Source organism: Streptomyces sp. NPDC046805 (assembly GCF_040645355.1).
Lineage (GTDB): Bacteria > Actinomycetota > Actinomycetes > Streptomycetales > Streptomycetaceae > Streptomyces.
This window is the reverse complement of the sequence record NZ_JBEYYC010000005.1, coordinates 209,269-233,522: the sequence shown is the minus strand read 5'-3', so window position 1 is coordinate 233,522 and position 24,254 is coordinate 209,269. Positions and strand designations below refer to the sequence as shown.

The following is a 24,254-nucleotide window of genomic DNA, read 5'->3' as shown; positions in this document are numbered from 1 at the left end:
GCCCACTGAGTTTTGGCCGGACCGGTCGGTCGCCGGCGCTAGCCGAGCACGCGCAGCAACAACACCGCCCGCGCCGGCACCGTGATCGCCGCCCCCGCCTCATGCACCACCCCCGGCGCTTCCCCCTGCTCCTCCTGCGACGTGTCGACGACGACCTCGTAGCGTTCCGCCCAAGGCGGCCCGGGCAGGGCGAAGTTCGCGGGGCGGTCGCCCGCGTGCAGGATCGCCAGGAAGCTGTCGTCGAGGATCGGGGCACCCCGCTCGTCGCGGCCCGGTATGTCGCGGCCGGAGAGGTACATGCCGAGGGTGGGGGAGGGGGCGTACCAGTCGGTGGGCGTCATCTCCTCGCCCCGTGCCGTGAACCAGGCCAGGTCCCGCAGGCCGTCCGCCGAGTGGGCGCGGCCGGAGAAGAAGGCGCGGCGGCGTAGGACCGGGTGGCGGTGGCGTAGGGCGATGAGGCGGGAGGTCAGCTCGTACAGGGGGCGCCAGTCGGGGTCGTCCAGCAGGGTCCAGTCCAGCCAGCTGGTCTCGTTGTCCTGGCAGTAGGCGTTGTTGTTGCCGCGCTGAGTGCGGCCCAGTTCGTCGCCCGCGACCAGCATCGGTACGCCCGTCGAGAGGAGAAGCGTGGTCAGCAGGTTTCTCAACTGGCGGCGCCGCACGGCTCGTACGCGGCCATCCTCCGTTTCTCCTTCCGTGCCGCAGTTCCAGGAGCGGTTGTCGTTCGAGCCGTCGCGGTTGCCCTCGCCGTTGGCCTCGTTGTGCTTGTTCCTGTACGACACCAGGTCACGGAGGGTGAAACCGTCGTGCGCCGTCACGAAGTTGACCGAGGCGTACGGGCGGCGGCCGCCCCAGGCGTACAGGTCGCTGGAGCCGGACAGGCGGTAGCCGAGGTCGCGTACGTCCGGCAGGGCGCCGCGCCAGAAGTCGCGGACCGCGTCGCGGTAGCGGTCGTTCCACTCCGTCCACAGTGGGGGGAACGCGCCCACCTGGTAGCCGCCCGTGCCGATGTCCCATGGCTCGGCGATCAGTTTCACCCGGCGCAGGACCGGGTCCTGGGCGATGACCGCCAGAAAGGGGGACAGCATGTCGACGTCGTGCATCGAGCGGGCGAGCGCGGCCGCCAGATCGAAGCGGAAGCCGTCGACGCCCATCTCCGTGACCCAGTAGCGAAGGGAGTCCGTGATCAGGCGGAGGACCTGGGGCTGGACCACGTGGAGAGTGTTTCCGCAGCCCGTGTAGTCGGCGTATCGGCGCGGATCGTCCTGGAGGCGGTAGTAGCCGCGGTTGTCGATGCCCTTCAGGGAGAGCGTGGGGCCCAACTCGCCGGCCTCCGCCGTGTGGTTGTAGACCACGTCGAGGATCACCTCGATGCCGGCGGCGTGCAGGGCGCGGACCATGCGCTTGAACTCGCCGACCTGCTGCCCCGTCGTACCGGAGGCCGCGTACGCCGCGTGCGGGGCGAAGTAGCCGATGGAGTTGTAGCCCCAGTAGTTGCGCAGGCCGCGGCGCAGCAGGTGGTCCTCGTGCGCGAACTGGTGGACGGGGAGGAGTTCCACGGCCGTCACGCCCAGATGGGTCAGGTGCTCTATGGCCGCCGGGTGGGCCAGGCCCGCGTAGGTGCCGCGCAGCTCCTCCGGGATTCCCGGGTGCAGTCGGGTGAAGCCGCGCACATGCAGTTCGTAGATGACCGAGTCCGCCCACGGCGTCTTGGGGCGGCGGTCGTAGGCCCATTCGTCGTCGGTCGCGTCGTCGTGGACCACGACGCCCTTGGGGACGTACGGCGCCGAGTCGCGGTCGTCGCGCACGGTGTCCGCGACGTGCTGCTCCGGCCAGTCCCGGACGTGCCCGTACACCTCCGCCGGGAGGCTGCTGTAGTCGTTTCCTCCGGCGCCGTCCACCGCGCGCGCGTACGGGTCGAGGAGCAGCTTCGCCGGGTTCCAGCGGGCGCCGGTCCACGGGTCCCAGCGGCCGTCCACCCGGTAGCCGTAGCGCTGTCCGGGCATCACGCCCGGGACGAAGCCGTGCCAGATCTCGTGGGTCAGCTCGCTCAGCCGTACCCGCATCTCCCTGCCCCGCTCGTCGAACAGGCACAGGTGGACCGCCTCCGCCCCGCCCGCCCAGAGCGCGAAGTTGGTGCCCGCCACCCCGTCCGGGCCGATGCGGAACCGCGCGCCCAGCGGGGTGGGGGCGCCCGGCCAGGCCGGCACCGTGGGGGGCGCGGCGCGCGGGCCGCCGTTCACCGCGGTGGCCGGCAGGCCGCCCTGTGCGGCCCGCTCCTGAGCCCGCTGCTCGGCTGCGCTCGTCACCTGTCGCCCCTCCGCGTCGGCTCGTCGGCTCGCTCGCCTTCGGGGCGCATTGGACCCCGGCCGGGCGGACGGGGCCCCCACGGGCCCGCGGGCCCACAACGCTCCCCAAGCTCTCGGCTCCGCGCGAGCCGGGGGGATCTCCCGGGGCCTCCAGGCACCTCCATTGACCCCAATGGACCCTCATGCTCGCGCGACTCGGGCGCACCCCCTACGGCTCCGGTGGGTGCGGCGGCTCCCCTTCACGTAGTCCTCTTCACTAGTTATGCCCAGCGCGTGCGTCGCACTCACGTTTCCCCAGGGCGCCCCCGGTCGTTGAGCATGCGTGAGGCATGGACAAGGGCGCGCACGGCGCGCGGTGGCCGCGTTGGTCGCGGTGTTGACATGGGCAGCGCTGCTGGCGGGAGCCGCCGGCTGCACTTCGGGCCGTACGGACGGGCTGGGGCTCGACGGAGTGTTCGGCAAACCCCGGGCACCCGAGGAGATCATCCGCGTCTCCCCGGGCGACGGCAGCAAGGCCGTACGTCCCGACGGGCGGCTGCGGGTGTGGGCGGCCGACGGACGGCTGGAGTCGGTGAGCGTGGTCCGGACCCAGGACGCGCAGGACGCCCCGGTGGCGGGGCACATCACCGCGAACGGGACGGCCTGGGAGCCCGACGAGGCGAAATTGGCGCTGTCCGCCGAGTACTCGGTGGACGCGGTGGCGCTGGACGGGCTCGGACGCCGTTCGGCCCGGCACACCACGTTCACGACGTACGTCCCCGCGCAGCGGTTCATCGGCTACGTCACCCCGGAGAACCGCTCCACCGTCGGCACCGGAATGATCGTCTCCCTGACGTTCAGCCGGGAGATCGAGGACCGTGCCGCGGTCGAACGCGCCATCCGCGTGACCGCGAAGCCCGCCGTCGAGGTGCGCCCGCACTGGTTCGGCAAGCAGCGCCTCGACTTCCGTCCCGAGCAGTACTGGAAACCCGGCACCCGGGTCACCATCGACCTGCGGCTGCGCGACGTCGAAGGGGCGCCCGGCGTCTACGGGCTCCAGTCCAAGAAGATCTCCTTCACCGTCGGCCGCAGCCAGGTCTCGTTGGTCGACGCGACCCGGCACACCATGGAGGTGCGCCGCGACGGCGACCTGCTGGCCACGGTGCCGATCACGGCCGGCGCCCCCAAGACCACGACGTACAACGGAAAAATGGTGGTCATGGAGATGTACGAGGTGACCCGGATGAACGGCCAGACGGTCGGCTTCGGCGGCGAGTACGACATCCCCGACGTCCCGCACGCCATGAAGCTCACCGAGTCCGGCACCTTCCTGCACGGCAACTACTGGGCGCCGGACGCTCCGGGCAACGTCAATGTCAGCCACGGCTGCGTGGGGTTGAGGGACGTCAAGGGCGGCGGCTCGGACACGCCTGCGGGCTGGTTCTTCGACCGCAGCCTCATCGGGGACGTCGTCGAGGTCGTCCACAGCAAGGACAAGACGGTCGCTCCCGACAACGGGCTCGGAGGGTGGAACATGGGATGGAACGAGTGGAAAGCGGGCAGCATGGTCAAGTGACCTGGTGAGGGGCGGGGTTGTGGTATCGGGTGCCCGGCGAGGTTGGAACGGAACAGTGACAGTCGCCGGGCGCCAACTCCCCTGGTCGTGCGGTTAATATGCGCCAACGCGTGCGCGGGACACGCGACTGTGAGCCGTAGGGGCGAGCCGGTGCCGAGGAGTTGAGCGCGCGGAGGCCCGAAGGGCTGAGCGCGGCCGGTCTCTCGGTGCCGGCCCAGCGTCCCGAAGGCGAGCACATGTCATGGGGTGTGCGGGCCTGACCGGGCCCGGCGAGGGGAGAAGAATTGAACGTGCGTCCGATATCCGGGGCGTCGGTTGGCGGGCGGCGGCTGGGGGTGAAGGGGGCGGGAGTACTCATAACCGGCGCTCTGCTCCTGGCCGTCACCGCGTGCGGCGGGGGAGGGTCCGGTGAGGGGAAGGGCAAGGGTTCCTCGAAGGAGCAGAGCAAGCAGTCGGAAGCCGTGGTCGTCATCGCGCCCAAGGACGGGGCGAAGTCGGTCGACACCAGCGGCGCTCTCAAAGTGACGGTCGGCAAGGGCAAGTTGACCCAGGTCGAGGTGAAGGACTCCAAGGGCGACGCGGTCGACGGCGCGATCAGCGGCGGGGGCGCCACCTGGACGCCGTCGACCCACCTGTCGGCGTCCACCAAGTACACGGTGCACGCGATCGCCAAGGACTCCGCGGGCCGCGAGGCGGCCGAGGACTCCAGCTTCACCACGCTGACACCGAAGAACACCTTCATCGGCAACTTCACTCCGGAGGACGGCTCCACGGTCGGCGTGGGCATGCCGTTCTCCCTGCGGTTCACCCGGGGCATCACGCATCCGGACACCGTCGAGAAGGCCATCAAGATCAAGACCGAGCCGGCCGTCGACGTCGAGGGCCACTGGTTCGGCAACGACCGCCTGGACTTCCGCCCCGAGAAGTACTGGAAGGAAGGCACCAAGGTCTCCGTCACCCTCGACCTCGACGGCGTCGAGGGGCGGCCGGGCGTCTACGGCAAGCAGTCCAAGACCGTGAAGTTCACCATCGGCCGCAACCAGGTCTCGTACGTGGACGCCGGGAAGCACACCATGAAGGTCACCCAGGACGGCAAGGTCATCAAGACCATCCCGGTCACCACCGGCAAGCCCGGTTACGACACCTGGAACGGCCAGATGGTCATGCGCGAGAAGCTCACGGTGACCCGCATGAACGGTGAGACGGTCGGATACGGCGGCGAGTACGACATCAAGGACGTCCCGCATGCCATCCGCCTGACCGACTCCGGCACCTTCATCCACGGCAACTACTGGGGCGGCGGCGCCTTCGGCAACTTCAACGCCAGCCATGGCTGCGTGGGCCTGCGCGACGTGCGCGGCGGCTACAGCAGCAGCGTCCCGGCGGCCTGGTTCTTCAACCACTCGATGATCGGCGACGTGGTGGTCGTCCGGCACTCCCACGACCGGACCGTCGACCCGGCCAACGGGCTCAACGGCTGGAACATGTCCTGGGACGAGTGGAAGAAGTAGGAACGCGCGGCAGTCGCGAGCGTGCGGGGGCGGGGCGTCCGGAGGGCGCCCCGCCCTTTTTGCATTGCCAGTGTCGCGTTGTCAGGCCATCGGCAGCGAAGCGCGCGGCGGGAAGCCGTCGAGCAGGTCCACGTCCACGGGTTCGTCGGTCAGGTCGTCGATCAGGGTGACCCGGACCGCGGGGCTCGTGGTGGTGTCCCTGGTCGCGTGCGGGTCCACCGCGAACAGCACGGTGACCGGACGCGCCCTACCGTCCGGGTCATGGACCCCGGCGTACTGCAGGAAGCGCCAGCCGTCGGCCTCCCAGTGGTCGATCAGCCCGGAGCGTACGACCGGTGAGGCGGCCACCCATGCCAGCGAACGCTCCAGCAGCTCGACGGAGGCGGCGACCGGCACCTCCTCGTCGTGGCCGCCGACCAGCGGGTGGCCGAAGACCGTCAGCCGCGTTCTGCGCAGCGGTACCAGCCACAGGTCGTCCAGGTCGCTGGAGACCGCGACCAGGACGGCCAGGGAGACGGCCAGGAACACGGCCGACGCCACCGGGTGCCGGGCGGCCTGGGTCCACCAGGCCGTGCGCGCCCCGACGGCCGCGGCCCCGCCCGCCACGACCAGGCCCGCGCGGACGAAGGCCCGCCAGGTCACGGGTCCGTTGTTCCGGGCGGTGCATCCGCAGGACGACTCCGGGGCGGTCGCCCGGGCGTACCCGAGGTATCCGAGGAAGCCGATCCCCAGGGCGGTCGCCGCGATGCCGGGGACCCTCGTGGCCGGGGCGGCCAACAGGCCGGCGGCGATCACGAGTTCCACGGCACCGGTGGCCCGCAGGACCAGCGTGGCGCGGCGGCCGTCGTTCAGGACGCGGACCAGCACGGTGCCGGCCGCCTGACGCGCGACGTGGCGGCCGAACGCCTTGCCCGCCCCGGTGCCGGCGAGCAGGACGCCGAGCAGCAGCGTCGCGAGGTTCGTAGCGAGCGAGACCATCACGTACCCCCCGGCTCAGTGCCCGACGCTGATGCGGGCGATGTCCACGCTGTCGTCCGCGGGCCGCCAGGCGCCGAGCACCTGGGCGTGGTGCCCGATCCGCAACTGCGAGAGGTCCGAGGTGAGGGCGCCGCCGCGGAAGGAGGCGGACGTCCGCTTCGGCACGATGTTGCCGACCAGGGTGTTGTGACCGTGGCTCAGATGCAGCCGGGACCGCTCGATGCCGCGGACGGTGACGTAGAGGTTGACGATGTTCACCCATATCGCGTCGGCCGCCATGGTGCCGTCGGGCATGTCGACGCCCCTGGCGTACAGGCCGTCGCCGGCCTCGATGGCCTCGGCGGTGACCGTCTCCAGCTTCCAGACGCTGGTGGCGTTGGTGAGCTGGATGAGCCGGTGGCCTCCGTCGGATTCGACGACGTCGAGGACGCTGCCCTTGATCTGGCTGACCCGGGCGTCGATGAAGGACGACTTGGAGATCGCCGGGTCCAGGGGCGGCATCGGTGCGGCGAACGCGGCGTCCGCGTCCAGGCCCCCGAGTACGGAGGCGCCCACGATGGTGGCTCCGCCGAGCGCCGCGGTCGTCAGGACACGGCGGCGGTCGACGCTGGTGCGTCCGGTCATGGTCGTCCTCCTCACTCGTAGATGTAGACGGGGAGCAGCCCGGAACTGAGGCTGCCGATGGTGGAGTACGCGGCCGGCGTGAGGTCGAGGACCCGGTGCGTGCGGCACACGCCGTTGCAGCAGGTCTTCTCGCTGCACCACAGCTGGGTGTTGGGGCCGCAGTCGGCGAGGGTGACGCAGACGGTGGCGCCGGAGCACTGGTGCTTGACCTTGATCACGGCACCGCAGCCGCGTCTGGGCATGTTCTCGCCGCAGGCGCCGGGGTTGGTGACGCCCCAGCAGGCGGCCGACAGGTTCGGCCACGCGGCCATGTTCTTGCTCGACTGACAGGTGCCGCAGGCGCCGGTTCCGGCGCTGCCGCAGGGTCCCCAGGAACTGCCGCAGCAGAACCAGGACGTCTCGCCTGCCCACAACGAGGTTGATCCGCAAGCCATTGCTTGTCCCTTCGTCGGACGGATGGATCAGTGCACCGTCACCGGTATCGACCAGTGGATTGACCAGTGCATGACAAACTGACGACGAAATCACCGTGCGGGATGGTGCGTTGGCGTACGCCATGATGCTCGCTTCTACGCGCGTTGGCCAGGGGCGTGACGGTTCGGGGTGACAGGTCCGGTTCCGGGCCGGGGTGACGTACGGCTCCCCGGCGGGGGATCCCGCGCCGCGTGAACGGCCGCTAACCTGCGGGGCATGACCGTACATCTCGAAGTCTCCGAAGGCGTCGGCACGCTGCGCCTGGACCGCCCGCCCATGAACGCGCTGGACATCGCCACGCAGGACCGGCTCAAGGAACTCGCCGAGGAGGCCACGCGTCGCGACGACGTGCGCGCCGTGGTGATCTACGGCGGGGAGCGGGTGTTCGCGGCGGGCGCGGACATCAAGGAGATGCAGGCCATGGACCACGCCGCGATGGTCCTGCGCGCCCGCGGCCTGCAGGACGCCTTCACCGCCGTGGCCCGCATCCCCAAGCCGGTCGTCGCCGCCGTCACCGGCTACGCGCTGGGCGGGGGCTGCGAGTTGGCCCTGTGCGCCGACTACCGCATCGCCGCCGACAACGCCAAGCTGGGTCAGCCGGAGATCCTGCTCGGTCTGATCCCGGGCGCGGGCGGCACCCAGCGCCTGCCCCGTCTGGTCGGGCCGTCGAAGGCCAAGGACCTGATCTTCACGGGCCGTATGGTGAAGGCCGACGAGGCGCTGGCCATCGGCCTGGTGGACCGGGTCGTCCCGGCCGACGAGGTGTACGCCGAGGCACAGGGCTGGGCCGCGAAGCTCGCGCAGGGTCCTGCGATCGCCCTGCGTGCGGCCAAGGAGGCCGTCGACACGGGCATCGAGACGGATCTCGAGACCGGGCTCGCCGTCGAACGGAACTGGTTCGCCGGGCTGTTCGCGACCGAGGACCGCGAGCGGGGCATGCGGAGCTTCGTGGAGGAGGGTCCCGGGAAGGCCAAGTTCCTCTGACGTACACCCGGTTTTCTCGCGGAACCCCTTGCAATTGACGCGGTGTCTGACCCGGTCCCTCGGCGGGTCGGTTTATGGGAGCCTTAAGGCAGCCTTAAGCCTGGCCTGTCGAGGAGACCGGCCGCTTGCCCGAGGGAGCACCGTCTTCGCAGGTCAGACGGGCTGTCAGTGGCCCTGAAATGCCGTCGGCATATGCTGGGTGGATGTCCCGGAACGGTAGCTTCCGGGGGGCGTATTCCGGCGGAACGCCTCCGGAGGATGCTCCGGGCGGCCATGATGAGGGCATGGCGGGGCTGGAGGGCATCGAACAGCCGAGGGGACTCGGCCGCGCGACCGCGGGACGCTGGTCCCCGGCGGTCGAGGACGAACGAGCCCTCCGGGCACTCGAGTTGTTCGGCAACCCGACGGAGTCGGAGATTCCGTTACCGTCCCGCCCCGAATCCGCGGCCACCGCGCGCCGCCTCGCCCAGGTCGTCGTCCTGCGCCAGTGGCGGCTCAGCCCGAAGCTCACGGAGGACGCAGTCCTGCTCGTCTCCGAGCTGGTCGGCAACGCCGTACGCCACACCGGCGCCCGGGTCTTCGGCCTCCGTATGCGCCGCCGCCCCGGCTGGATCCGCGTCGAGGTCCGCGACCCCTCCCGGGGGCTGCCCTGCCTGATGCCGGTCCAGGAAATGGACATCAGCGGCCGCGGACTGTTCCTGGTCGACAAGCTCTCCGACCGCTGGGGCGTGGATCTGCTCCCGCGCGGCAAGACGACGTGGTTCGAGATGCGGGTCGCCGACCGCTAGGACTCGGCCGGGCAGGGCGACCGGTAAGGACGGCCGGCCGCGGCAGAAGCGCGCGACCCGAGCACGTCCCCATCGGATCAATCGGCCGTTTTCCCGCCCGACACGCCTTAAATGGTGCGGGTGACCACGATCGACCGCCGCGGGGCGCTGCGGACGGGTGCCGGGCTCGCCGCCGGGGGCGCCCTGGCCGCCGGATGCGCCACCTCGTCCCCGTCCTCCACCGCCTCCGCCGTGCGGCCCGGCTCCTCCTCCGCGTCCGCCGCCTCCCCACGTGCCTCCGACCACGGCGCGTCCGAGCGCGCCCCCGCGCCAGGCACCCCGCCGGCCGCCCCGGCCCCCCGCGCCTTCCCGCGCCAGCCCACCCAGATCACCCACGGACCGCGCACCCGTGCCCGCGTCGCCCTCACCTTCCACGGCCAGGGCGACCCCGGCATCGCGCGACAGCTCCTCGACACCGCCGAGAAGGGCGGCGCCCGGGTCACCGTGCTGGCCGTCGGCACCTGGCTCGACGAGCACCCGGAGCTGGCCCGGCGCATCCTTGACGGCGGCCACGACCTCGGCAACCACACCCAGCGGCACATCGCCGTCAACGCGCTGCCCGAGAACGACGCGCTCGCCGAGATCACCGCCTGCGCGGACCGGCTGAAGCACCTGACCGGCTCGATCGGCACCTGGTTCCGGCCGTCCCGGGCCCCGACCGCCTCCCCGCTCGTCGCCCGGCTGGCCCGCGCCGCGGGCTACCCGCACGTCCTGTCGTACGACGTCGACTCGCTCGACTACACGCGGCCGGGCGCCCCAGCCGTCACCCGCAAGGTGCTGGCAGAGGTCCGGTCCGGATCGGTGGTGAGCCTGCACTTCGGGTACCCGGACACGGTCGCCGCCCTCCCCGCCGTACTCCACGAACTCGACCGCCGCGGACTGCGCGCGGTCACCACCACGGAGCTGCTGAGCTGATGCATCCTCTCCACGCCGTCCGTGCCCGGGCCGCCGGTGCCGCCCTGGCCACCCTGGCCGCCCTGACGTCGCTCGCCGCGTGCGGCGGTACGTCCGAGTCCCCGCACCGTGCGGACGAGCCCGCTGCCAGCAAGGCGCCGGTCCAGCCCAAGCCGAAGCCCAAGCCCCAGGAGATCGACGGCCTGCCCGGCATGCCGCCCGTGCTCGATCCGTCCGACGTCTACGCCGCCGACCGCCCGGGCAAGTTCTCCCCGGTGGTCAAGGGCTTCCCCTCGCGCGTCTACGTCCCCAACACCAACTCCAACACCGTCACCGTGATCGACCCGAAGACGTACAAGATCCTGAGGACGATCCCGGTCGGCGTGCAGCCCCAGCACGTCGTTCCCTCCTGGGACTTGAAGACGCTGTGGGTCAACAACGACCGCGGCAACTCCCTCACCCCCATCGATCCGAAGACCGGGAAGGCGGGCAAGACGGTCGCCGTCCACGACCCGTACAACCTCTACTTCACGCCCGACGGCAAGTACGCCGTCGTGATGGCCTCCCTCGACCGGGAGCTCGTCTTCCGCGACGCCCACACCATGAAGCGCAAGAAGACCGTCCCGGTCAGCTGCTACGGCGTCAACCACGCCGACTTCTCCCTGGACGGGCGGTACTTCATCGTCTCCTGCGAGTTCAGCGGTGAACTCCTCAAGGTCGACACCGCGAAGATGAAGGTCGTCGCGCAGGAGCGGCTGCCGCTCGACGGCGCGATGCCGCAGGACGTCAAGGTCTCGCCCGACGGAAAGCGGTTCTACATCGCCGACATGAAGGCGGGCGGCGTGTGGATCCTGAACGGCGACACCTTCCGCAAGCCGACCTTCCTGACCACCGGTTGGGGCGCGCACGGCCTGTACGTCAGCCGCGACTCCCGCGTGATGTACATCTCCAACCGCGGCGAAGGCACCATCTCCGTCTTCGACTTCGCCAAGAACAAGCTCACCGAGAAGTGGCGCCTGCCCAACGGCGGCAGCCCCGACATGGGCGGCGTCTCGGCGGACGGCAAGGTCCTGTGGCTGTCCGGCCGTTACAACTCCGAGGTGTACGCCATCGACACCCGCACCGGCCGCCAGCTGGCCCGCATCAAGGTCGGCAGCGGCCCGCACGGCCTCGTCGTCTACCCGCAGCCGGGCCGCTACTCGCTCGGGCACACGGGCATCTTCCGCTGAATCACGGGAAGTTGGACACGCCGTCGATCGAGTGATGATCCACCACGGTCCGCCGCGCAGCCGACATCGTGCTGCTCATGATCACCACTCGTGTTCGGCGGCGTGTCGCAGCCGCCGTTCTCTCCCTGGGGGCCGTCCTCGCGACCACGGCCGCCGTACCCGGCAGCGTGGCCACGGCCGCTCCCGCCGAGGCCGCCGCTCCGGTCTGCCCGCAGTTCGACGACCCGGTCAAGGCCGCCGCCGACCGCGGCGTCGACGTCGCCCGCATCACGCCGAACCCCGTGTGGCGCAAGACCTGCGGCACGCTGTGGCGCAACGACAACCGTGCACCCGAGACGATCTTCCCCGAGGGCTTTTACGCCCGGGACGTCGTGGGCGGCCAGTACGACGTGGAGAAATACGTCCTCGTCAACCAGCCGTCGCCCTACGTCTCCACGACGTACGACCACGACCTCTACAAGACCTGGAAGTCCAAGTACAACTACTACATCGACGCCCCTGGCGGCATCGACGTCAACAAGACCATCGGTGACACCCACAAGTGGGCCGACCAGGTCGAGGTCGCCTTCCCGGGCGGCATCGCCCGGCAGTACATCGTCGGCGCCTGCCCGGTCGACAAGGCGACCAGGACCGAGCGCCTGGACGACTGCGTCAGCAACCCGTACTACGAGCCCTGGCACTGATGAGCAGCGCCTCCGAGGCCACCGGACGGTAGCCGGCCGCCTGGAACGCCCGCAGGCTGCGGGCGTTCCCCGCCGACACCTGCGCCCACACCGGCTCCGCGGCCAGGTGCCGCGCCGCCGTCACCAGGGCCCGCCCAAGCCCCCGGTGCCGTACCTCCTCGTCGACCTCCACCGCGGCCTCCAGCCGCCCCGCGACGCCGCGCCCCAGCACGAGCACCCCGCCGTCCGCCGCCCACACCCGCACGCCGTCGCGCCGCCGGTGCGAGCCGACCACGCGCGGATGACGGGGGTCGTGGATCTCGGTCAGTGCGAGCTCGGGCTCGCCCGGCAGCGGGGAACCTGCCAGCAGCACGTCGATCGTGTCGCAGCTGCGGCCCGTGCGGTCCATGAACGCGGCGAGGAACCGCGCGTTCATCGTCGCGGCCAGCGCGTCGCACTCCGTCGCCCGCAGTGTGTCGTACACCCAGCGGGGATCCTCGTCCGTGAAGACGACCGAGTGGGCCGTGAAGGCGAGCACCCCCGCGTCCCGGTGCGAGGGCTGCGGCACCACCGTCGTACGGCCGTCCGCGGGCGGGAAGACGCCCCGTGCCGCAGCGTCGAGAATGTCCCGCAGAGTCTCCGCCACGACCGCACTCCTCGACTTTCCACTTGAGTCTCCACCCACTGGAAGGCCCAGACTCGCAGACGTGATCGACGACGACACCGGACTTCTCACCATCGGCGCGCTGGCGCGGGCCACCGGCCTGACGGTTCGCACCATCCGCTACTGGTCCGACGAGGGCGTGCTGACGCCCGTGGGCCGCAGCGCCGGCGGCTACCGGATGTACGACGCCGGGTCCGTCGCCCGCCTCGAACTGATCCGCACCCTGCGTGAACTGGGCCTCGGCCTGGACGACGTCCGCAGCGTGCTGGCGGGCGACGCGACGGTGGCGCAGGTCGCGGCCGCGCATGTGGCGGCCCTGGACGCGCAGATCCGGTCGCTGAAGGTGACCCGTGCGGTGCTGTCGACCGTGGCGCGACGTGGCTCGACCGCAGAGGAGACGACGTTGATGAACAAGCTGGCACGGCTGTCGGCCGCCGAGCGGAGGCGGATCATCGAGGAGTTCGTGGAGGAGACCTTCCGCGGCATCGAGACCGCGGACCCGGAGATCCGCCGCCGCCTGGAGCACACGTCCGTGGATCTGCCGGACGACCCGACGCCGGAGCAGGTCGACGCGTGGGTGGAGCTGGCGGAGCTGGTCCAGGACCCCGGCTTTCGGACCCGGATGCGGCAGATGGTGGAGTTCAACGCACGGGAGCGGACGGCGGCGCCGAGCGGGGCCTCCCCGTGGTTCCCCAAGCGGCTGGTGCAACTGGTGCAGCCGGCGCGCGAGCGCGGGGTCGCGCCCGGATCGCCCGAGGCCGACGCCGTCCTGGACGAGCTGCTCGGGCCGGACTCGGACCGGGCGTCCGTCCTGGAACGGCTGGAGACCGGTACGAACGCGCAGGTCGCTCGCTACCGCGACCTCATGGCCATCGTGAACGGCCACGAGCCCCCGCAGCAGCACACGGAGGACTTCGCCTGGGTGGCCGCCGCGCTCCGCGCGCGAGCGGGCCGTTAACCTGACCAGCGTCAGTACGCCAGCATTGGCATGAGAAACACGAGCAAAAGGGGCGGATCGGTGGCGGACATCGAGGAAGCACGCACTCAGTTCCAGCGGATCGATGCGGACGGCGACGGTTTCATCACCGCCGCCGAGTTCAAGTCCGCCCTCGCGCAGCAGGGCGACTGGAACGTCACCGAGTCGGTGGCGGAGGCCATCATCAAGAGCCGCGACCTCAACGGCGACAAGGTTCTGTCGTTCGACGAGTTCTGGGCGCACCTGAGCAAGTGAGGCGACGCGAAAGGGGGCGCCCGGCCTGGGCGCCCCCTTTCGCGTGCCCGCGTCACCCGATCGGCGCGGAACAGCTCGCCGGAGCCCGGCGTTGATGGTGGTCTGCAAAGGCTGCACGACGACACCGAGGACACCTCGGACACCGAGGGCGCAGAGGGACACCTCAGGGCACCGACCTCCGGAAGGCGGGGCGAGTCATGAAGATCGGCATCATCGGCGCGGGCAACATCGGCGGCAACCTCACACGGCGGCTCACCGCTCTCGGCCACGACGTGTCCGTGGCCAACTCCCGCGGCCCGCACACCCTCACCGCGCTGGCCGAGGAGACGGGCGCGACGCCCGTCATGGCCGAGGATGCGGCGCGCGGCGCGGAGGTCGTCGTGGTCACGGTCCCCGTGAAGGCGGTCCCGCACCTGCCGGCGGGCCTGCTGGACGGCGCGGCCGAGGGCGTCGCCGTGATCGACACCGGCAACTACTACCCCAAGGAGCGGGACGGCCGTATCCCCGAGATCGAGCAGGAGGGCCGCACCGAGAGCCGCTGGACCGAGCAGCAGATCGGCCACCCCGTGATCAAGGCCTTCAACGGCACCTACGCCCAGGACATCCTGGAGCGCCCCCGCCCGTCCGGCGCCCCCGACCGCATGGCCCTGCCGGTCGCCGGTGACGACCCGGCGGCCAAGGCGAAGGTGCGGTCCCTGATCGACGAGCTCGGCTTCGACACGGTCGACGCGGGCGGCATCGACGACTCCTGGCGCCAGCAGCCGGGCACCCCGGTGTACGGCCTGCGCGAGGGCCTCGCGGCAGTGCAGAAGGCCCTGACGGAGGCATCCCCGGAACGACCGGCGGAATTCCGGGGCTAATCCTTCCGCGCCCACGCCCGCAGGGCGGCCCGGTCGGTGAAGGCGGCCACGTCCTTGTCGTGCGGCTCGCTGGTGTACTGGTGGAAGCGCCACTTGGCCTTGATGCGAGGGTGCCCCGCCGTGACGTAGTCGGCGATCCAGAGGCCGTCGCCCGCGTACGACGTGGTGTCGACGGTCAGCCAGTAATTCCGATTCGTGTAGAGGATGACCCGATGGTGCGGGCGCAGCTCCTTCACCTTGCGGATGAACGCGTCCTTCTCCGCGTTGCTCGCGTGTGTGCCCTCGCTCGTCGTCTCCCAGTCGACGGCGAGGATGTCGCCCGCCTTCTCGGGGGCGTGCTCGACGAAGTACTCGGCCTGGGCGGTGAGGTGGCCGGGCCAGAGGAAGTGGTAGAAGCCCACGACCAGACCGGCGTCGCGGGCGGTCTTGGTCTGGGCGCTGAGTCTGGGGTTGACGTACGAGCGGCCCTCCGTCGCCTTGATGAAGGCGAAGGAGATGCCGTCCGTGTCGTAGGACGAGGACTGGTACGCGCTCACGTCGATGCCGTGCAGCATGGGCATACTCCCTGAAGTGTCAGTGGGGTGACAGGAGTTGAGGGTTCGACCGTTGTATTCCCCACCTTGGCACGGCCGATCCGCCGACATGCCCGAAACGCTCGGGCCGGCACCCGATGGCGGCAGAGCGGGCGGAACCTACGGATAGAACCGGTGCCTGCGCGCCCGGCTGCCCGCCACCAGCAGCCCCCACGCGAGCAGCGCGATCACCCCCAGCTTGACCCACTCCCACCCGAACCGCCCCTCCGCCGAGAAGCCCCCGGGCAGCAGGACGGCGGGCCCGTACGCCTCCTTGCCGAAGAACGGGCCGGGGCCGAAGCCGAGCACCCAGGGGATCAGGTTGATGAAGTTGTTCACCGCCTTCTCGTGCCTGAATCCGATGCAGAACCCGAGCGCGGACCCGAAGAGGGCGAAGACGGCGCCCATGGCGACGAGGGTGATCAGCTGGTCGGTCAGATGGTCCGCGCCGGTGGCAGCGAGCCCGACGGCGAACAGCAGGAACGGCACGGCGCACTCGACGGCGACCGACAGCAGACGGGTGCGCCACACCCAGCTCGGATGTCCGAGGTAGCGTTCGCCGAGCCCGGAGAAGAGCTCCGTCTCCCAGGAGCCCACCGCCGCGGACAGGGCGGTCAGCGGGATGAAGTAGCCGTACTGCTCGGACAGCAGACCGAAGTCGAAGGCGTGCCCCGAGACCGTCGTGAACAGACCGGACAGCAGCAGTGTGTTCAGGACCGCGAGCACGCTGATGCGCAGGAGGTACGAGGACCGTCCCTCGCGCCGTATCCGGTGCCGCAGCACGAGCAGCGACATGCGCCAGGTGGTCACACCGCCTCCGTCCCGTCCGTGAGGTTGCGTTCCACCGCGGTCAGCGTCCGCCGGCCGAGCCCCAGCCGGCACGCGGCGGTCCAGGCCGCGGTGACCACCACGAAGGCAGCCGTGGCCGCGGCGGTGGCCGAAGCCGGGTGCGTGCCGTGCGCGGCGGCGGCGACCTTCAGCATCCAGCCGGTCGGGAAGAACAGCGCGAGCGTCGCCGATCCAGGGAAGGGCACCACGGACAGCCCGAGGAACAGCACGGCCATCCGCAGCCACACCACGGCCGTACCGGGGTTGCGGAACTGGCACAGCAGGAGCGTCGACTGGTAGCACAGCGCCGCCAGGAACACGTACACCTGCAGGACGAGGAGCGCGGTGGTGGCGGAGAACAGGTCCGGGAAGCGCACCGCCGCGCCGAGGAAGGGGACGACGACGGCGGGGGAGGAGACCACCGCGGTGGCCGCCGCGCGGACCCCGATGAGCTGCGAGAAGGGCACCTTTCCCAGCAGCACCCGCTCGACCGTGCCGTACCGGAACTCGTTCTGCACATTGGACATGGCGGCGAGGAAGACGATCGCGGTGCAGGTCAGCAGCGCCGACCGGGTGGCCATCGCGAGCGCCTCGCCCGGGGCGGAGGCGGACTTCCACACGCCCAGGGTGAGCAGGGCGGTCTGGATGGTGATGCCCATCAGGAACGAGGAGGTCGCCCGCCGGTCGATCCACTGGACCTTGACGAGGAACAGGGCGAAACGGGCCAGGGCCGAGGTGCGGTTCACGCGATCCGCCCCTCCGCCAGCGTGACCTGGCGCGAGGTGACCCGGCCCAGGAAGTCCGCGTCGTGGCTGACGACCACCAGGGTCCGGCCGCGCGCCGACGCCTCGGTGAGCAGGTCGTCCAGCAGGGTGAGGCCGTCCTGGTCCAGGCCGGTCGTCGGCTCGTCCAGGATCCACACCGCGGACGGTTCGAGCAGCAGGGCCGCCAGGTGCGTGCGCTGGCGCATGCCGAGGCTGAACTTGGCGTAGGTGACGTCCGCGCTCGCCGCGAGGCCCACCCGCTCCAGGAGGGCGGTCGCCTCCGCCCCGGAAAGCATCCGCCCCTTCATGCCCGAGAAGAACCGCAGGTTCTCCACGGCGGTCAGGCGCGGGTAGAAGCCGAGCGGCGCACCGGCGCAGTAGTTGAGCAGCGAGCGGTAGGCGCGGTCGCGCCGGGCGACCGGCTCGCCGTCGAAGCGGACCTCGCCGGAGGTGGGCCGCAGCAGGTTGGCCAGCACCTTGAGCAGGGTGCTCTTGCCGGATCCGTTGCGGCCGACGACGCCCAGCGCCTCGCCCGGTTCGACGCCGAGGCTGACGCCGTCGAGGACCGGCCGGCGCCGGGTCTTGTCACTGGGGTAGTGGTAGACGACGTCCACCAGCTCTAGCAGATGACTCATACCGTGCCGTGCCGCTCCGTCCAGGTGCTCCGCTTGCGCAGGGCGGGCGGAACGTGGTCGCCGTACCGGCCCTCCTGGGGATCCGGTTCGTCGGGGCGCCGGTGGTAGAGCGGTACGTCGCTGTCGAAGAGCTTGACGTTGCTGTTGGGGTGGTCGTAATCGCGCATGATGATACGGCGGTTGCGGGTCAGCGAGGCGATCCAGTCGGGGTCGGAGCGGTTGCGGTCACTGGTGACGATCCACGACGGGCCGTACTCCAGGAAGACGTTGAGCCGGGTCGTGTCCCCGAGGTTCTCCGCGACCCGGTGCCACAGGCCGCCCCACATCAGGGTCAACGCGCCCGGTCGCACGAGGAGTTGGCGTTCGTCGGGGTGGGGCTCGTGCGTGTGGTACGTCTCCAGGTACGGGCGGTGGTGACTGCCGGGGACGTAGACGAGGTTGCCCCTGTCCTCGCGGGGCAGCGGGGTCAGCCAGTAGCCGACCTTGATGCGCAGCGGCAGGTTCGGGCTGAACACCTCGAAGGGCAGCGCCCGGGGGCCGTCGTAGTGCCACTTGTTGCGGATCGCCTGGCCCGGCGGGCGTTTGAAGTACTCGCTGCGCAGCAGCTTGAGCATCTCGCCGTAGACGTCGTAGACGAAGCCCGTGTGAGCGGGATGGTCGATCAACTCCGTGAACCGCTCGTGCAGCTCGACGACGTTCATGGCGGTCGGGTCCTTCTGTGCGGTGACGGCCGCCGTCAGCGCGTCGACCTGCGCCGCGTCCAGTACGTCGTGGACCACGAGGATGCCGTCGCGGGCGAAGGCGGCCCAGGTGTCGGGGGTGAAGCCGGTCGGCGCGGCCGTTGTGGCGTCGTCCTGCATGGGAACCGTCCTCACTTGTCCAGGGCGATGGCGCGAATGCCGGCGTAGGGGCTCGGCTCGCCGTCGAGGAAGTCCGCGGTCTCGAAGATGCCGACGTGCTGCATGGGCAGGCGGCTGCCGGCCTGCGCCGCGAAGACCACGGGCAGCACCTGCTTGCGCTCGGCGACGCCCGGCTCACCGCTCTTGCGGATGTGCTTGTGGGTGTGGATCAGGACCGGCACGAACCCGCCGCCCAGGAAGCAGCCCTGCTGCAGGACCACACCGCCCACGCCGTCGATCGTGCACCCCTTGCCGAGGACGGCGTCCCGGCCCGCGTAGAAGTACGACGGATGGGCGTCGGCCCCGTGCTCCACATAGAAGACACCGCTGCCGAGCCCGACGACGACCCGGCCGCTGACCCGCAGGGCCGCACGGTAGAAGTCGACCAGGGCGGGCCTGACCGTCGCGTCGGGGAGCTTGAACTCCGGTGCGAGCAGGGTGATCCGCAGCAGTTCGGCCAGGGTGAGCGGCGCGCTGCCAGGGCCGGGCACCGCCAACTCCTGGTCCCAGCCGACGAGATAGTCCTCGGGTGAGACCAGCGCGTTGTCCGCGTCCTCGGCGATGAGGCGCTCCGCTTCGGCCGAGGTCAGCGACTCCTCGGCGGGCCGCACGGCCGCCTCGAAGGCGTCCACGGCGGCGAGGGCCTCGGCGGGGGCGCCGCAGGCCCGCAGGACTCGGCCGGCGAGCAGGGCACGGCTCTCGCGCATCTTGATGCCGGTGGCGGCCCGGAGCAGCGCCAGGCGCTCCTCCACCGTCTGCGGGATCTCGAAGACGTGGTCGATGCCGTCGGTGAGCGAGGCGAGCTTGCTGTCGACGGTGCGCGGCTTCGCGACGTACGTCCCCTCGACGGCCGCCACCAGATCGGTGAACGCGTTCGTCCCCACCCGCACCAACTCGCGTGCGGCGAGGGCCCGGTAGTCGTAGGGAAGGGACACGCTGTCGGACAGCACGATCTCCGTGAGGAGGCTCCGGTAGCGGTCGGCGTTCAGCGCGTCACGGGCCAACTCCAGGGAGAGGTACGGCTCCTCGGCTCCGGGCTGGTGGAGCCAGCTCTGGCCGTAGGGGGAGACGAACGTGCACACCTGCCGGAAGACGGCGTACGCCGCCTCGTCGCCGGTGATGTGGCGGACGACGGGCTCGTGCAGCACGCGAGGCCCCTGCCCCTCCGTGACCACCGGAACGAGGTCCGGAGTCACCCGGAACAGCTTCTGCGCGTCGCGCACAACGGAATCGATCATGATGTGGCCTCGCTGTCTGTCATCGAGGTGGCCTCGCGGACTGGGACGGTCATGGGGTGACTTCGCGGACTCGGACGGTCATGAGGTGACTTTGTGGACTGTCATGAGGTGACTTCGCTTCGGAAGCGGGCGAACTTCGCTCCCTCCTGCTCGAAGACGCACTCCTCCCAGGCCACCTCGACGGGCACGGGCATGCCGGCCGCGATGTCGTCGCGCACCTTCGCTCCCAGCGCCGCCCGCTCGGCGGGCGTCAGGCCTGCACGCGACTGGACGCGGACGAGGAACGAGCGGGGCTCTCGCTGGGTGAGCTGGTATTCGAGGAGACCGGGGTTCTTCTGGAAGAGGTCCATGTAGCGGGTCGGCGACAGCTTCTGCCCGTCGCCGAGCCGGAAGACGATCGTCGTACGGCCGCGCAGCTCGTCCAGGACCGGGCCCGGGGCGCCGCAGCCACAGGTGTTCCGCGACATGCGCACCATGTCGCCCACCCGGTACCGCACGAGAGGCATGCAGCGGTTGCTCAGCGACGTGACGGCCAGTTCCCCCGCCTCCGTGCCGTTCTCGCTGCCGCTCTCGGAGCCTTCTCGGCCGGCCTGCGGCACGACCTCGAACCGCTCGTGCAGGGACTCGTCCAGATGGATCGTGCCGTGGTCGCACTCCGAACCCAGGTAGCCCGCCTCGCTGATGCCGTACGAGCTGATGACCTGCGCCCCGAAGTACTCCTGGAAGCGTTTGCGCAGGGTGTCGGTGAGCATCGCGCCGCCGGACACGCCGAAACGCGGTGCGCAGGGCGCCGGCCGTCCCTCGCGGGCCCAGTGGTCCAGCAGGACGGTGAAGAGGTTCGGCTTGGAGGAGACGGCCTCCGGGTTCAGCAGCTCCAGCATCGCGGTCATGCGGGCCAGGGACTCGGGGTCCCCGGTGTCGACGTGCCAGATCAGCTGGAGCCCGACGAGGTCCAGCGGGTCGGTGAAGAACAGGCCCGCGCCGAGGGAGGGGTTGTCGGTCAGCGTCACGGAGAACACCGGCCGGTCGCCCAGACCCCGGATGCGGGCGCGCACGGCGACCTTGATGATGTTGAGGCTCTGGTACTGCGCCATGTACGGGGGGCTGTACACCACGGTCAGGGGCGCCCCCGACGTCCCTGAGGTCTGGTCCCCGTAGGCGAGGGTCGACTCCGCGGCCGTGTAGTCGAAGGGCTCCGCCGTCGTACGCAGCACAGAGCGGCTCAGTGTGGGCAGGCTGCCGAAGGCCTCGGCGGCGTAGGGCGCGCCCTGGTAGACGGGGTGCCGCGAGACCTGGGTCCGGTGCTCGGGGCCCCAGGTGAACGAGCGGACCGGGTGCCCTTCGGTGGAGCGGACGAAATCGTCCAGGCACCGGCGCACGTACGAGGTGTGACTGCGGGTTTCCCGCTCGTTGTCCGGGTCGTAGGAAAGAGCCGGGTACTCGGCGTGGAAGTCGTCGACGGGGATCCGGCGCCGTTCGTCCGGCGGTGCGAAAAAAGACGCGTGCGGTGCGCTGGGGGATTCATGCACGGGACGGTCGTGCCTCCTTTTCGGGCTGATCCTTTTCCGCTCTGTCCCTTTGACTCGATCCTTTTGGCTCGCGCCCTTGACTCGGCCCTTTTCAGGCGGGAGTTGTCGTCAGCCGCTCGCAATGTCCCGGACCCGAATGTCCCGGGTCGGGGTTCCCTGGCTTGTCGAGGTGCTCAAGGCGTTTGATTTCGCGGGCCAGCGCATCCATGTGACGGTGTTCCGGAATGCGGAGCTCCGCCATTCCTCCGTCGCCCGCCAACAGGACCTCCAGCTGGGCGAAGAGTGCCTCTCGCAGCTGGTTTCCGACGATCCGGAAGGACCGTTCCGCCAGGCCGCCCCCGATGTGCACCGAGTGGGAGTTCTTGTGGTCCGGGACCAGGCCGAAGCCGGACTCGAAGGCCAGGGTCACCCGCACCCCGGAGTGGAAGCCGACCTGCGCGAATCGGTATCGGAAGGACGACCCGTAGGGGATCGCGCCCCGCGCGAGCTGCCGTTGGGCGCCGAGGCCGGCGAAGGCGAAGCCCGCCGCGTCCGCGAAGGCGATGGCGCCGCGCATGGACGCGTGCAGCCGGATGTGGGGCAGCTTCTCGCCGCGGGTGTCGACGCGCAGGTCGGGGGGCGGGCCGGGGCGGGCGGTGGTGAGGTAGGCGGCGTAGGCGCGGGGAGGGAGGACGGAGCGCAGCAGCGTCATCAGGTGGAACCACTCGTAGCCGACCTCGCCGTACCCGGGGTCGGTGAACCGGCCGCGGGCCTCGTCGAGGCGCCGGTTCTTGGTGAACTCGACGGTCACGGAGGCGATGTCCTCGGGGCGGCCGCCGGCGCGCACGGCCCGGGCGAACAGGCGTACCGCCTGGCTGTGGGCGTAGACGTCGTTGACCATGACCCGGGCGCGCGGATGCTCTTCCCGGACGCCGCTCAGGGCCTGGATCTCCCCCGCGGAGCAGGCCGGTTTCTCCAGCAGGACACGGGCGGCGGGGTCGGCGCCGAGGATCTGGCGCAGCACGGTGAGGTGGGTGGAGGTGGGCGTCGCGACGATCCAGGCGTCCGGCCGTAACCGGGGGCGCAGGTCCCGCACGTCCGGGGAGTCGGCCGGCTCCCGCCGGTCCACGGTGACGACGTCGTGTCCGGCCCCGCGCAGGTAGGTGACGTACCGGGAACCGATGGTGCCGGTCCCCACCACGGTGAATCTCAAGGAAGCCCCCGTGCGTCGTGCGGCGATGGAGAACGCGTGAGCGCGGGATTCTCCGGATGGGAAAGGTGTCAGCCCCACCCGGAGAACCGGAATCAGTTCCGCCGATTTCAGGCGCTGACGCTGCGCACGATCTTCTTGATGGTCACGGCATACCTCCCCTCGACGGGTGGTTTTCCGACGCCGGGGATCCTAAAAGGGAGGTGAAGGGAAATGCAATGAGGCTTCGACCGAGTGTGACGTGGACCACACTTGAATAGGGAGGGTTTGAAAGGCGTGCGAGCGCAGAATCGAGCGCATTTTCCTGTCGCTCTGCGCCGGCACCTTTTGGGTTACTCGGTGGGAGTATGGAACGACATGCTCTCCCACCCTTTTCGCATTCTTGATGCGGTGAGAGGTTTTCCCCCGGAAAGGGCTCGCCCCGTCAGCACTCGATGATGTTGACGGCCAGCCCGCCGCGCGCCGTCTCCTTGTACTTCACGCTCATGTCCGCACCGGTCTCCTTCATGGTCTTGATGACCTTGTCCAGGGACACCTTGTGCGAACCGTCGCCGCGCATCGCCATCTTCGCGGCCGTGACCGCCTTCACCGCGGCCATGCCGTTGCGCTCGATGCACGGGATCTGGACCAGGCCGCCGACCGGGTCGCAGGTGAGGCCGAGGTTGTGCTCCATGCCGATCTCGGCGGCGTTCTCGACCTGCTCGGGGCTGCCGCCCAGCACCTCCGCGAGGGCGCCCGCCGCCATGGAGCAGGCGGAGCCGACCTCGCCCTGGCAGCCGACCTCGGCCCCGGAGATGGAGGCGTTCTCCTTGAAGAGCATGCCGATGGCGCCGGCCGCGAGGAGGAAGCGGACCACGCCCTCCTCGTCGGCGCCCGGCACGAAGTTGATGTAGTAGTGCAGGACCGCCGGGATGATGCCGGCCGCGCCGTTCGTCGGGGCGGTGACGACCCGGCCGCCCGCCGCGTTCTCCTCGTTGACCGCCATCGCGTAGAGCGTGATCCACTCCATCGCGTGCGCCAACGGGTCGCCGTCGGCGCGCAGTTGGCGCGCGGACACGGCCGCGCGGCGGCGCACCTTGAGGCCGCCCGGCAGGATGCCCTCGCGCGACATGCCGCGCGACACGCACGCCTGCATGACCCGCCAGATGTCCAGCAGCCCCTCGCGGATCTCCTCCTCGGTGCGCCAGGCCCGCTCGTTCTCCAGCATCAGCGAGGAGATCGACAGGCCCGTCTCCTTCGTCAGGCGCAGCAACTCGTCGCCCGTGCGGAAGGGGTACTTCAGGACCGTGTCGTCCAGCACGATGCGGTCCGCGCCGACCGCGTCCTCGTCCACGACGAAGCCGCCGCCCACCGAGTAGTACGTCTTCGACATGACCTCCGCTCCGGAGGCGTCGTACGCCCAGATGGTCATGCCGTTCGCGTGGTACGGCAGCGCCTTGCGGCGGTGCAGGACCATGTCGGCGTCGGAGTCGAACGCGATCTCGTGCTTGCCGAGAAGGCTGAGCCGGCTCGACTTCCTGATCTGCTCCACCCGCTCGTCGGCCGTCTCCACGTCCACCGTGCGCGGCGAGGAGCCCTCCAGGCCGAGCAGCACCGCCTTCGGGGTGCCGTGGCCGTGGCCCGTGGCGCCCAGGGAGCCGTACAGTTCACAGCGCAGCGATACGACGGACTCCAGCAGATCCTCGTTGCGCAGCCGGCGGGCGAACATGCGCGCCGCGCGCATCGGGCCGACCGTGTGGGAGCTGGACGGGCCGATGCCGATCGAGAACAGGTCGAAGACCGAGATGGCCACGGGGTGACT

25 protein-coding genes are annotated in these 24,254 nt (G+C 70.5%); 11 read left to right on the top strand and 14 right to left on the bottom strand.

The genetic code is table 11. The annotated features are described in order from the left end of the window. Positions 1 to 38: 38 nt before the first annotated feature. Positions 39 to 2,306, bottom strand: a complete 2,268-nt coding sequence (gene glgX, locus ABZ910_RS08785) for a glycogen debranching protein GlgX (protein WP_361361006.1) — start codon at positions 2,304 to 2,306, stop codon at positions 39 to 41. Between the two features lie 322 nt (positions 2,307 to 2,628). Between glgX and ABZ910_RS08780 the strand changes: the two genes are divergently transcribed. After that, complete coding sequence (locus ABZ910_RS08780; RefSeq protein ID WP_361361004.1) at positions 2,629 to 3,861, top strand: Ig-like domain-containing protein; 1,233 nt, start codon at positions 2,629 to 2,631, stop codon at positions 3,859 to 3,861. Positions 3,862 to 4,190: 329 nt separating this feature from the next. After that, positions 4,191 to 5,372 (top strand): Ig-like domain-containing protein, encoded by a 1,182-nt coding sequence (locus ABZ910_RS08775; protein WP_361361045.1) that lies wholly within the window; start codon positions 4,191 to 4,193, stop codon positions 5,370 to 5,372. An 81-nt stretch (positions 5,373 to 5,453) separates the two neighbouring features. Here the strand turns inward: ABZ910_RS08775 and ABZ910_RS08770 are convergent, their stop codons facing one another. The 3 genes from ABZ910_RS08770 to ABZ910_RS08760 are packed head-to-tail and all read right to left on the bottom strand — an operon-like array spanning position 5,454 to position 7,285. Next, positions 5,454 to 6,350, bottom strand: coding sequence for a MauE/DoxX family redox-associated membrane protein (locus tag ABZ910_RS08770; protein WP_361361002.1), 897 nt, complete (start codon positions 6,348 to 6,350; stop codon positions 5,454 to 5,456). Positions 6,351 to 6,365: 15 nt separating this feature from the next. Then, positions 6,366 to 6,974 (bottom strand): cell wall protein, encoded by a 609-nt coding sequence (locus ABZ910_RS08765; protein ID WP_361361000.1) that lies wholly within the window; start codon positions 6,972 to 6,974, stop codon positions 6,366 to 6,368. 11 nt (positions 6,975 to 6,985) lie between these two features. Continuing rightward, positions 6,986 to 7,285, bottom strand: coding sequence for an RlpA-like double-psi beta-barrel domain-containing protein (locus ABZ910_RS08760; RefSeq protein ID WP_361360998.1), 300 nt, complete (start codon positions 7,283 to 7,285; stop codon positions 6,986 to 6,988). 19 nt (positions 7,286 to 7,304) lie between these two features. On the opposite strand from ABZ910_RS08760, the gene ABZ910_RS08755 reads away from it, so the two are divergent. The 6 genes from ABZ910_RS08755 (at position 7,305) to ABZ910_RS08730 (ending at position 12,065) form a co-directional block, all read left to right on the top strand. Further along, the gene (locus ABZ910_RS08755) at positions 7,305 to 7,490 is read left to right on the top strand and encodes a hypothetical protein (protein ID WP_361360996.1); all 186 of its coding nucleotides are present in this window, start codon (positions 7,305 to 7,307) and stop codon (positions 7,488 to 7,490) included. Between the two features lie 174 nt (positions 7,491 to 7,664). Next, positions 7,665 to 8,432, top strand: a complete 768-nt coding sequence (locus ABZ910_RS08750; protein ID WP_361360994.1) for an enoyl-CoA hydratase-related protein — start codon at positions 7,665 to 7,667, stop codon at positions 8,430 to 8,432. A gap of 179 nt (positions 8,433 to 8,611) precedes the next feature. Beyond that, positions 8,612 to 9,220 (top strand): ATP-binding protein, encoded by a 609-nt coding sequence (locus tag ABZ910_RS08745; RefSeq protein ID WP_361360992.1) that lies wholly within the window; start codon positions 8,612 to 8,614, stop codon positions 9,218 to 9,220. Positions 9,221 to 9,331: 111 nt separating this feature from the next. Continuing rightward, complete coding sequence (locus tag ABZ910_RS08740; RefSeq protein WP_361360990.1) at positions 9,332 to 10,174, top strand: polysaccharide deacetylase family protein; 843 nt, start codon at positions 9,332 to 9,334, stop codon at positions 10,172 to 10,174. Then, positions 10,174 to 11,382, top strand: a complete 1,209-nt coding sequence (locus ABZ910_RS08735) for a hypothetical protein (RefSeq protein ID WP_361360988.1) — start codon at positions 10,174 to 10,176, stop codon at positions 11,380 to 11,382. Before ABZ910_RS08740 ends, ABZ910_RS08735 begins: the two co-directional genes overlap by 1 nt. A gap of 77 nt (positions 11,383 to 11,459) precedes the next feature. Then, entirely contained in the window at positions 11,460 to 12,065 is a 606-nt protein-coding gene (locus ABZ910_RS08730) for an ADP-ribosyltransferase (RefSeq protein ID WP_361360986.1), read from the top strand. Here the strand turns inward: ABZ910_RS08730 and ABZ910_RS08725 are convergent. Then, a complete protein-coding gene (locus ABZ910_RS08725; protein ID WP_361360984.1) occupies positions 12,034 to 12,690 on the bottom strand; it encodes a GNAT family N-acetyltransferase in 657 nt (218 codons plus the stop codon). The genes ABZ910_RS08730 and ABZ910_RS08725 overlap by 32 nt on opposite strands. 61 nt (positions 12,691 to 12,751) lie before the next feature. Between ABZ910_RS08725 and ABZ910_RS08720 the strand changes: the two genes are divergently transcribed. The 3 genes from ABZ910_RS08720 to ABZ910_RS08710 all read left to right on the top strand — a co-directional run bounded on the left by ABZ910_RS08720 (position 12,752) and on the right by ABZ910_RS08710 (position 14,799). Further along, positions 12,752 to 13,666, top strand: a complete 915-nt coding sequence (locus ABZ910_RS08720) for a MerR family transcriptional regulator (protein WP_361360982.1) — start codon at positions 12,752 to 12,754, stop codon at positions 13,664 to 13,666. Between the two features lie 60 nt (positions 13,667 to 13,726). Beyond that, on the top strand, positions 13,727 to 13,939 hold the full coding sequence (locus ABZ910_RS08715) for an EF-hand domain-containing protein (RefSeq protein ID WP_361360980.1): 213 nt from the start codon (positions 13,727 to 13,729) through the stop codon (positions 13,937 to 13,939). Between the two features lie 197 nt (positions 13,940 to 14,136). Further along, positions 14,137 to 14,799, top strand: coding sequence for an NAD(P)-binding domain-containing protein (locus tag ABZ910_RS08710; protein ID WP_361360978.1), 663 nt, complete (start codon positions 14,137 to 14,139; stop codon positions 14,797 to 14,799). Here ABZ910_RS08710 and ABZ910_RS08705 read toward each other — a convergent pair. The 9 genes from ABZ910_RS08705 to ABZ910_RS08665 form a co-directional block, all read right to left on the bottom strand. Continuing rightward, complete coding sequence (locus tag ABZ910_RS08705) at positions 14,796 to 15,353, bottom strand: glycoside hydrolase family 25 protein (RefSeq protein ID WP_361360976.1); 558 nt, start codon at positions 15,351 to 15,353, stop codon at positions 14,796 to 14,798. The genes ABZ910_RS08710 and ABZ910_RS08705 overlap by 4 nt on opposite strands. A gap of 138 nt (positions 15,354 to 15,491) precedes the next feature. Then, on the bottom strand, positions 15,492 to 16,181 hold the full coding sequence (locus tag ABZ910_RS08700) for a hypothetical protein (RefSeq protein WP_361360974.1): 690 nt from the start codon (positions 16,179 to 16,181) through the stop codon (positions 15,492 to 15,494). Continuing rightward, entirely contained in the window at positions 16,178 to 16,945 is a 768-nt protein-coding gene (locus ABZ910_RS08695) for a hypothetical protein (protein WP_361360972.1), read from the bottom strand. The genes ABZ910_RS08700 and ABZ910_RS08695 overlap by 4 nt, the downstream gene beginning before the upstream one ends. Continuing rightward, positions 16,942 to 17,598: a heme ABC exporter ATP-binding protein CcmA gene (ccmA, locus tag ABZ910_RS08690; RefSeq protein ID WP_361360970.1), complete on the bottom strand. Its 657-nt coding sequence runs from the start codon at positions 17,596 to 17,598 to the stop codon at positions 16,942 to 16,944. Before ccmA ends, ABZ910_RS08695 begins: the two co-directional genes overlap by 4 nt. Beyond that, a complete protein-coding gene (locus ABZ910_RS08685) occupies positions 17,595 to 18,458 on the bottom strand; it encodes a phytanoyl-CoA dioxygenase family protein (protein ID WP_361360968.1) in 864 nt (287 codons plus the stop codon). The genes ccmA and ABZ910_RS08685 overlap by 4 nt, the downstream gene beginning before the upstream one ends. An 11-nt stretch (positions 18,459 to 18,469) precedes the next feature. Next, entirely contained in the window at positions 18,470 to 19,735 is a 1,266-nt protein-coding gene (locus ABZ910_RS08680) for a hypothetical protein (RefSeq protein WP_361360966.1), read from the bottom strand. A gap of 101 nt (positions 19,736 to 19,836) precedes the next feature. Next, positions 19,837 to 21,264: an AMP-binding protein gene (locus ABZ910_RS08675; RefSeq protein WP_361360964.1), complete on the bottom strand. Its 1,428-nt coding sequence runs from the start codon at positions 21,262 to 21,264 to the stop codon at positions 19,837 to 19,839. A gap of 91 nt (positions 21,265 to 21,355) precedes the next feature. After that, complete coding sequence (locus tag ABZ910_RS08670) at positions 21,356 to 22,441, bottom strand: hypothetical protein (protein WP_361360962.1); 1,086 nt, start codon at positions 22,439 to 22,441, stop codon at positions 21,356 to 21,358. A 436-nt stretch (positions 22,442 to 22,877) separates the two neighbouring features. Beyond that, positions 22,878 to 24,245: an L-serine ammonia-lyase gene (locus ABZ910_RS08665; protein ID WP_361360960.1), complete on the bottom strand. Its 1,368-nt coding sequence runs from the start codon at positions 24,243 to 24,245 to the stop codon at positions 22,878 to 22,880. Between the last annotated feature and the right edge of the window lie 9 nt (positions 24,246 to 24,254).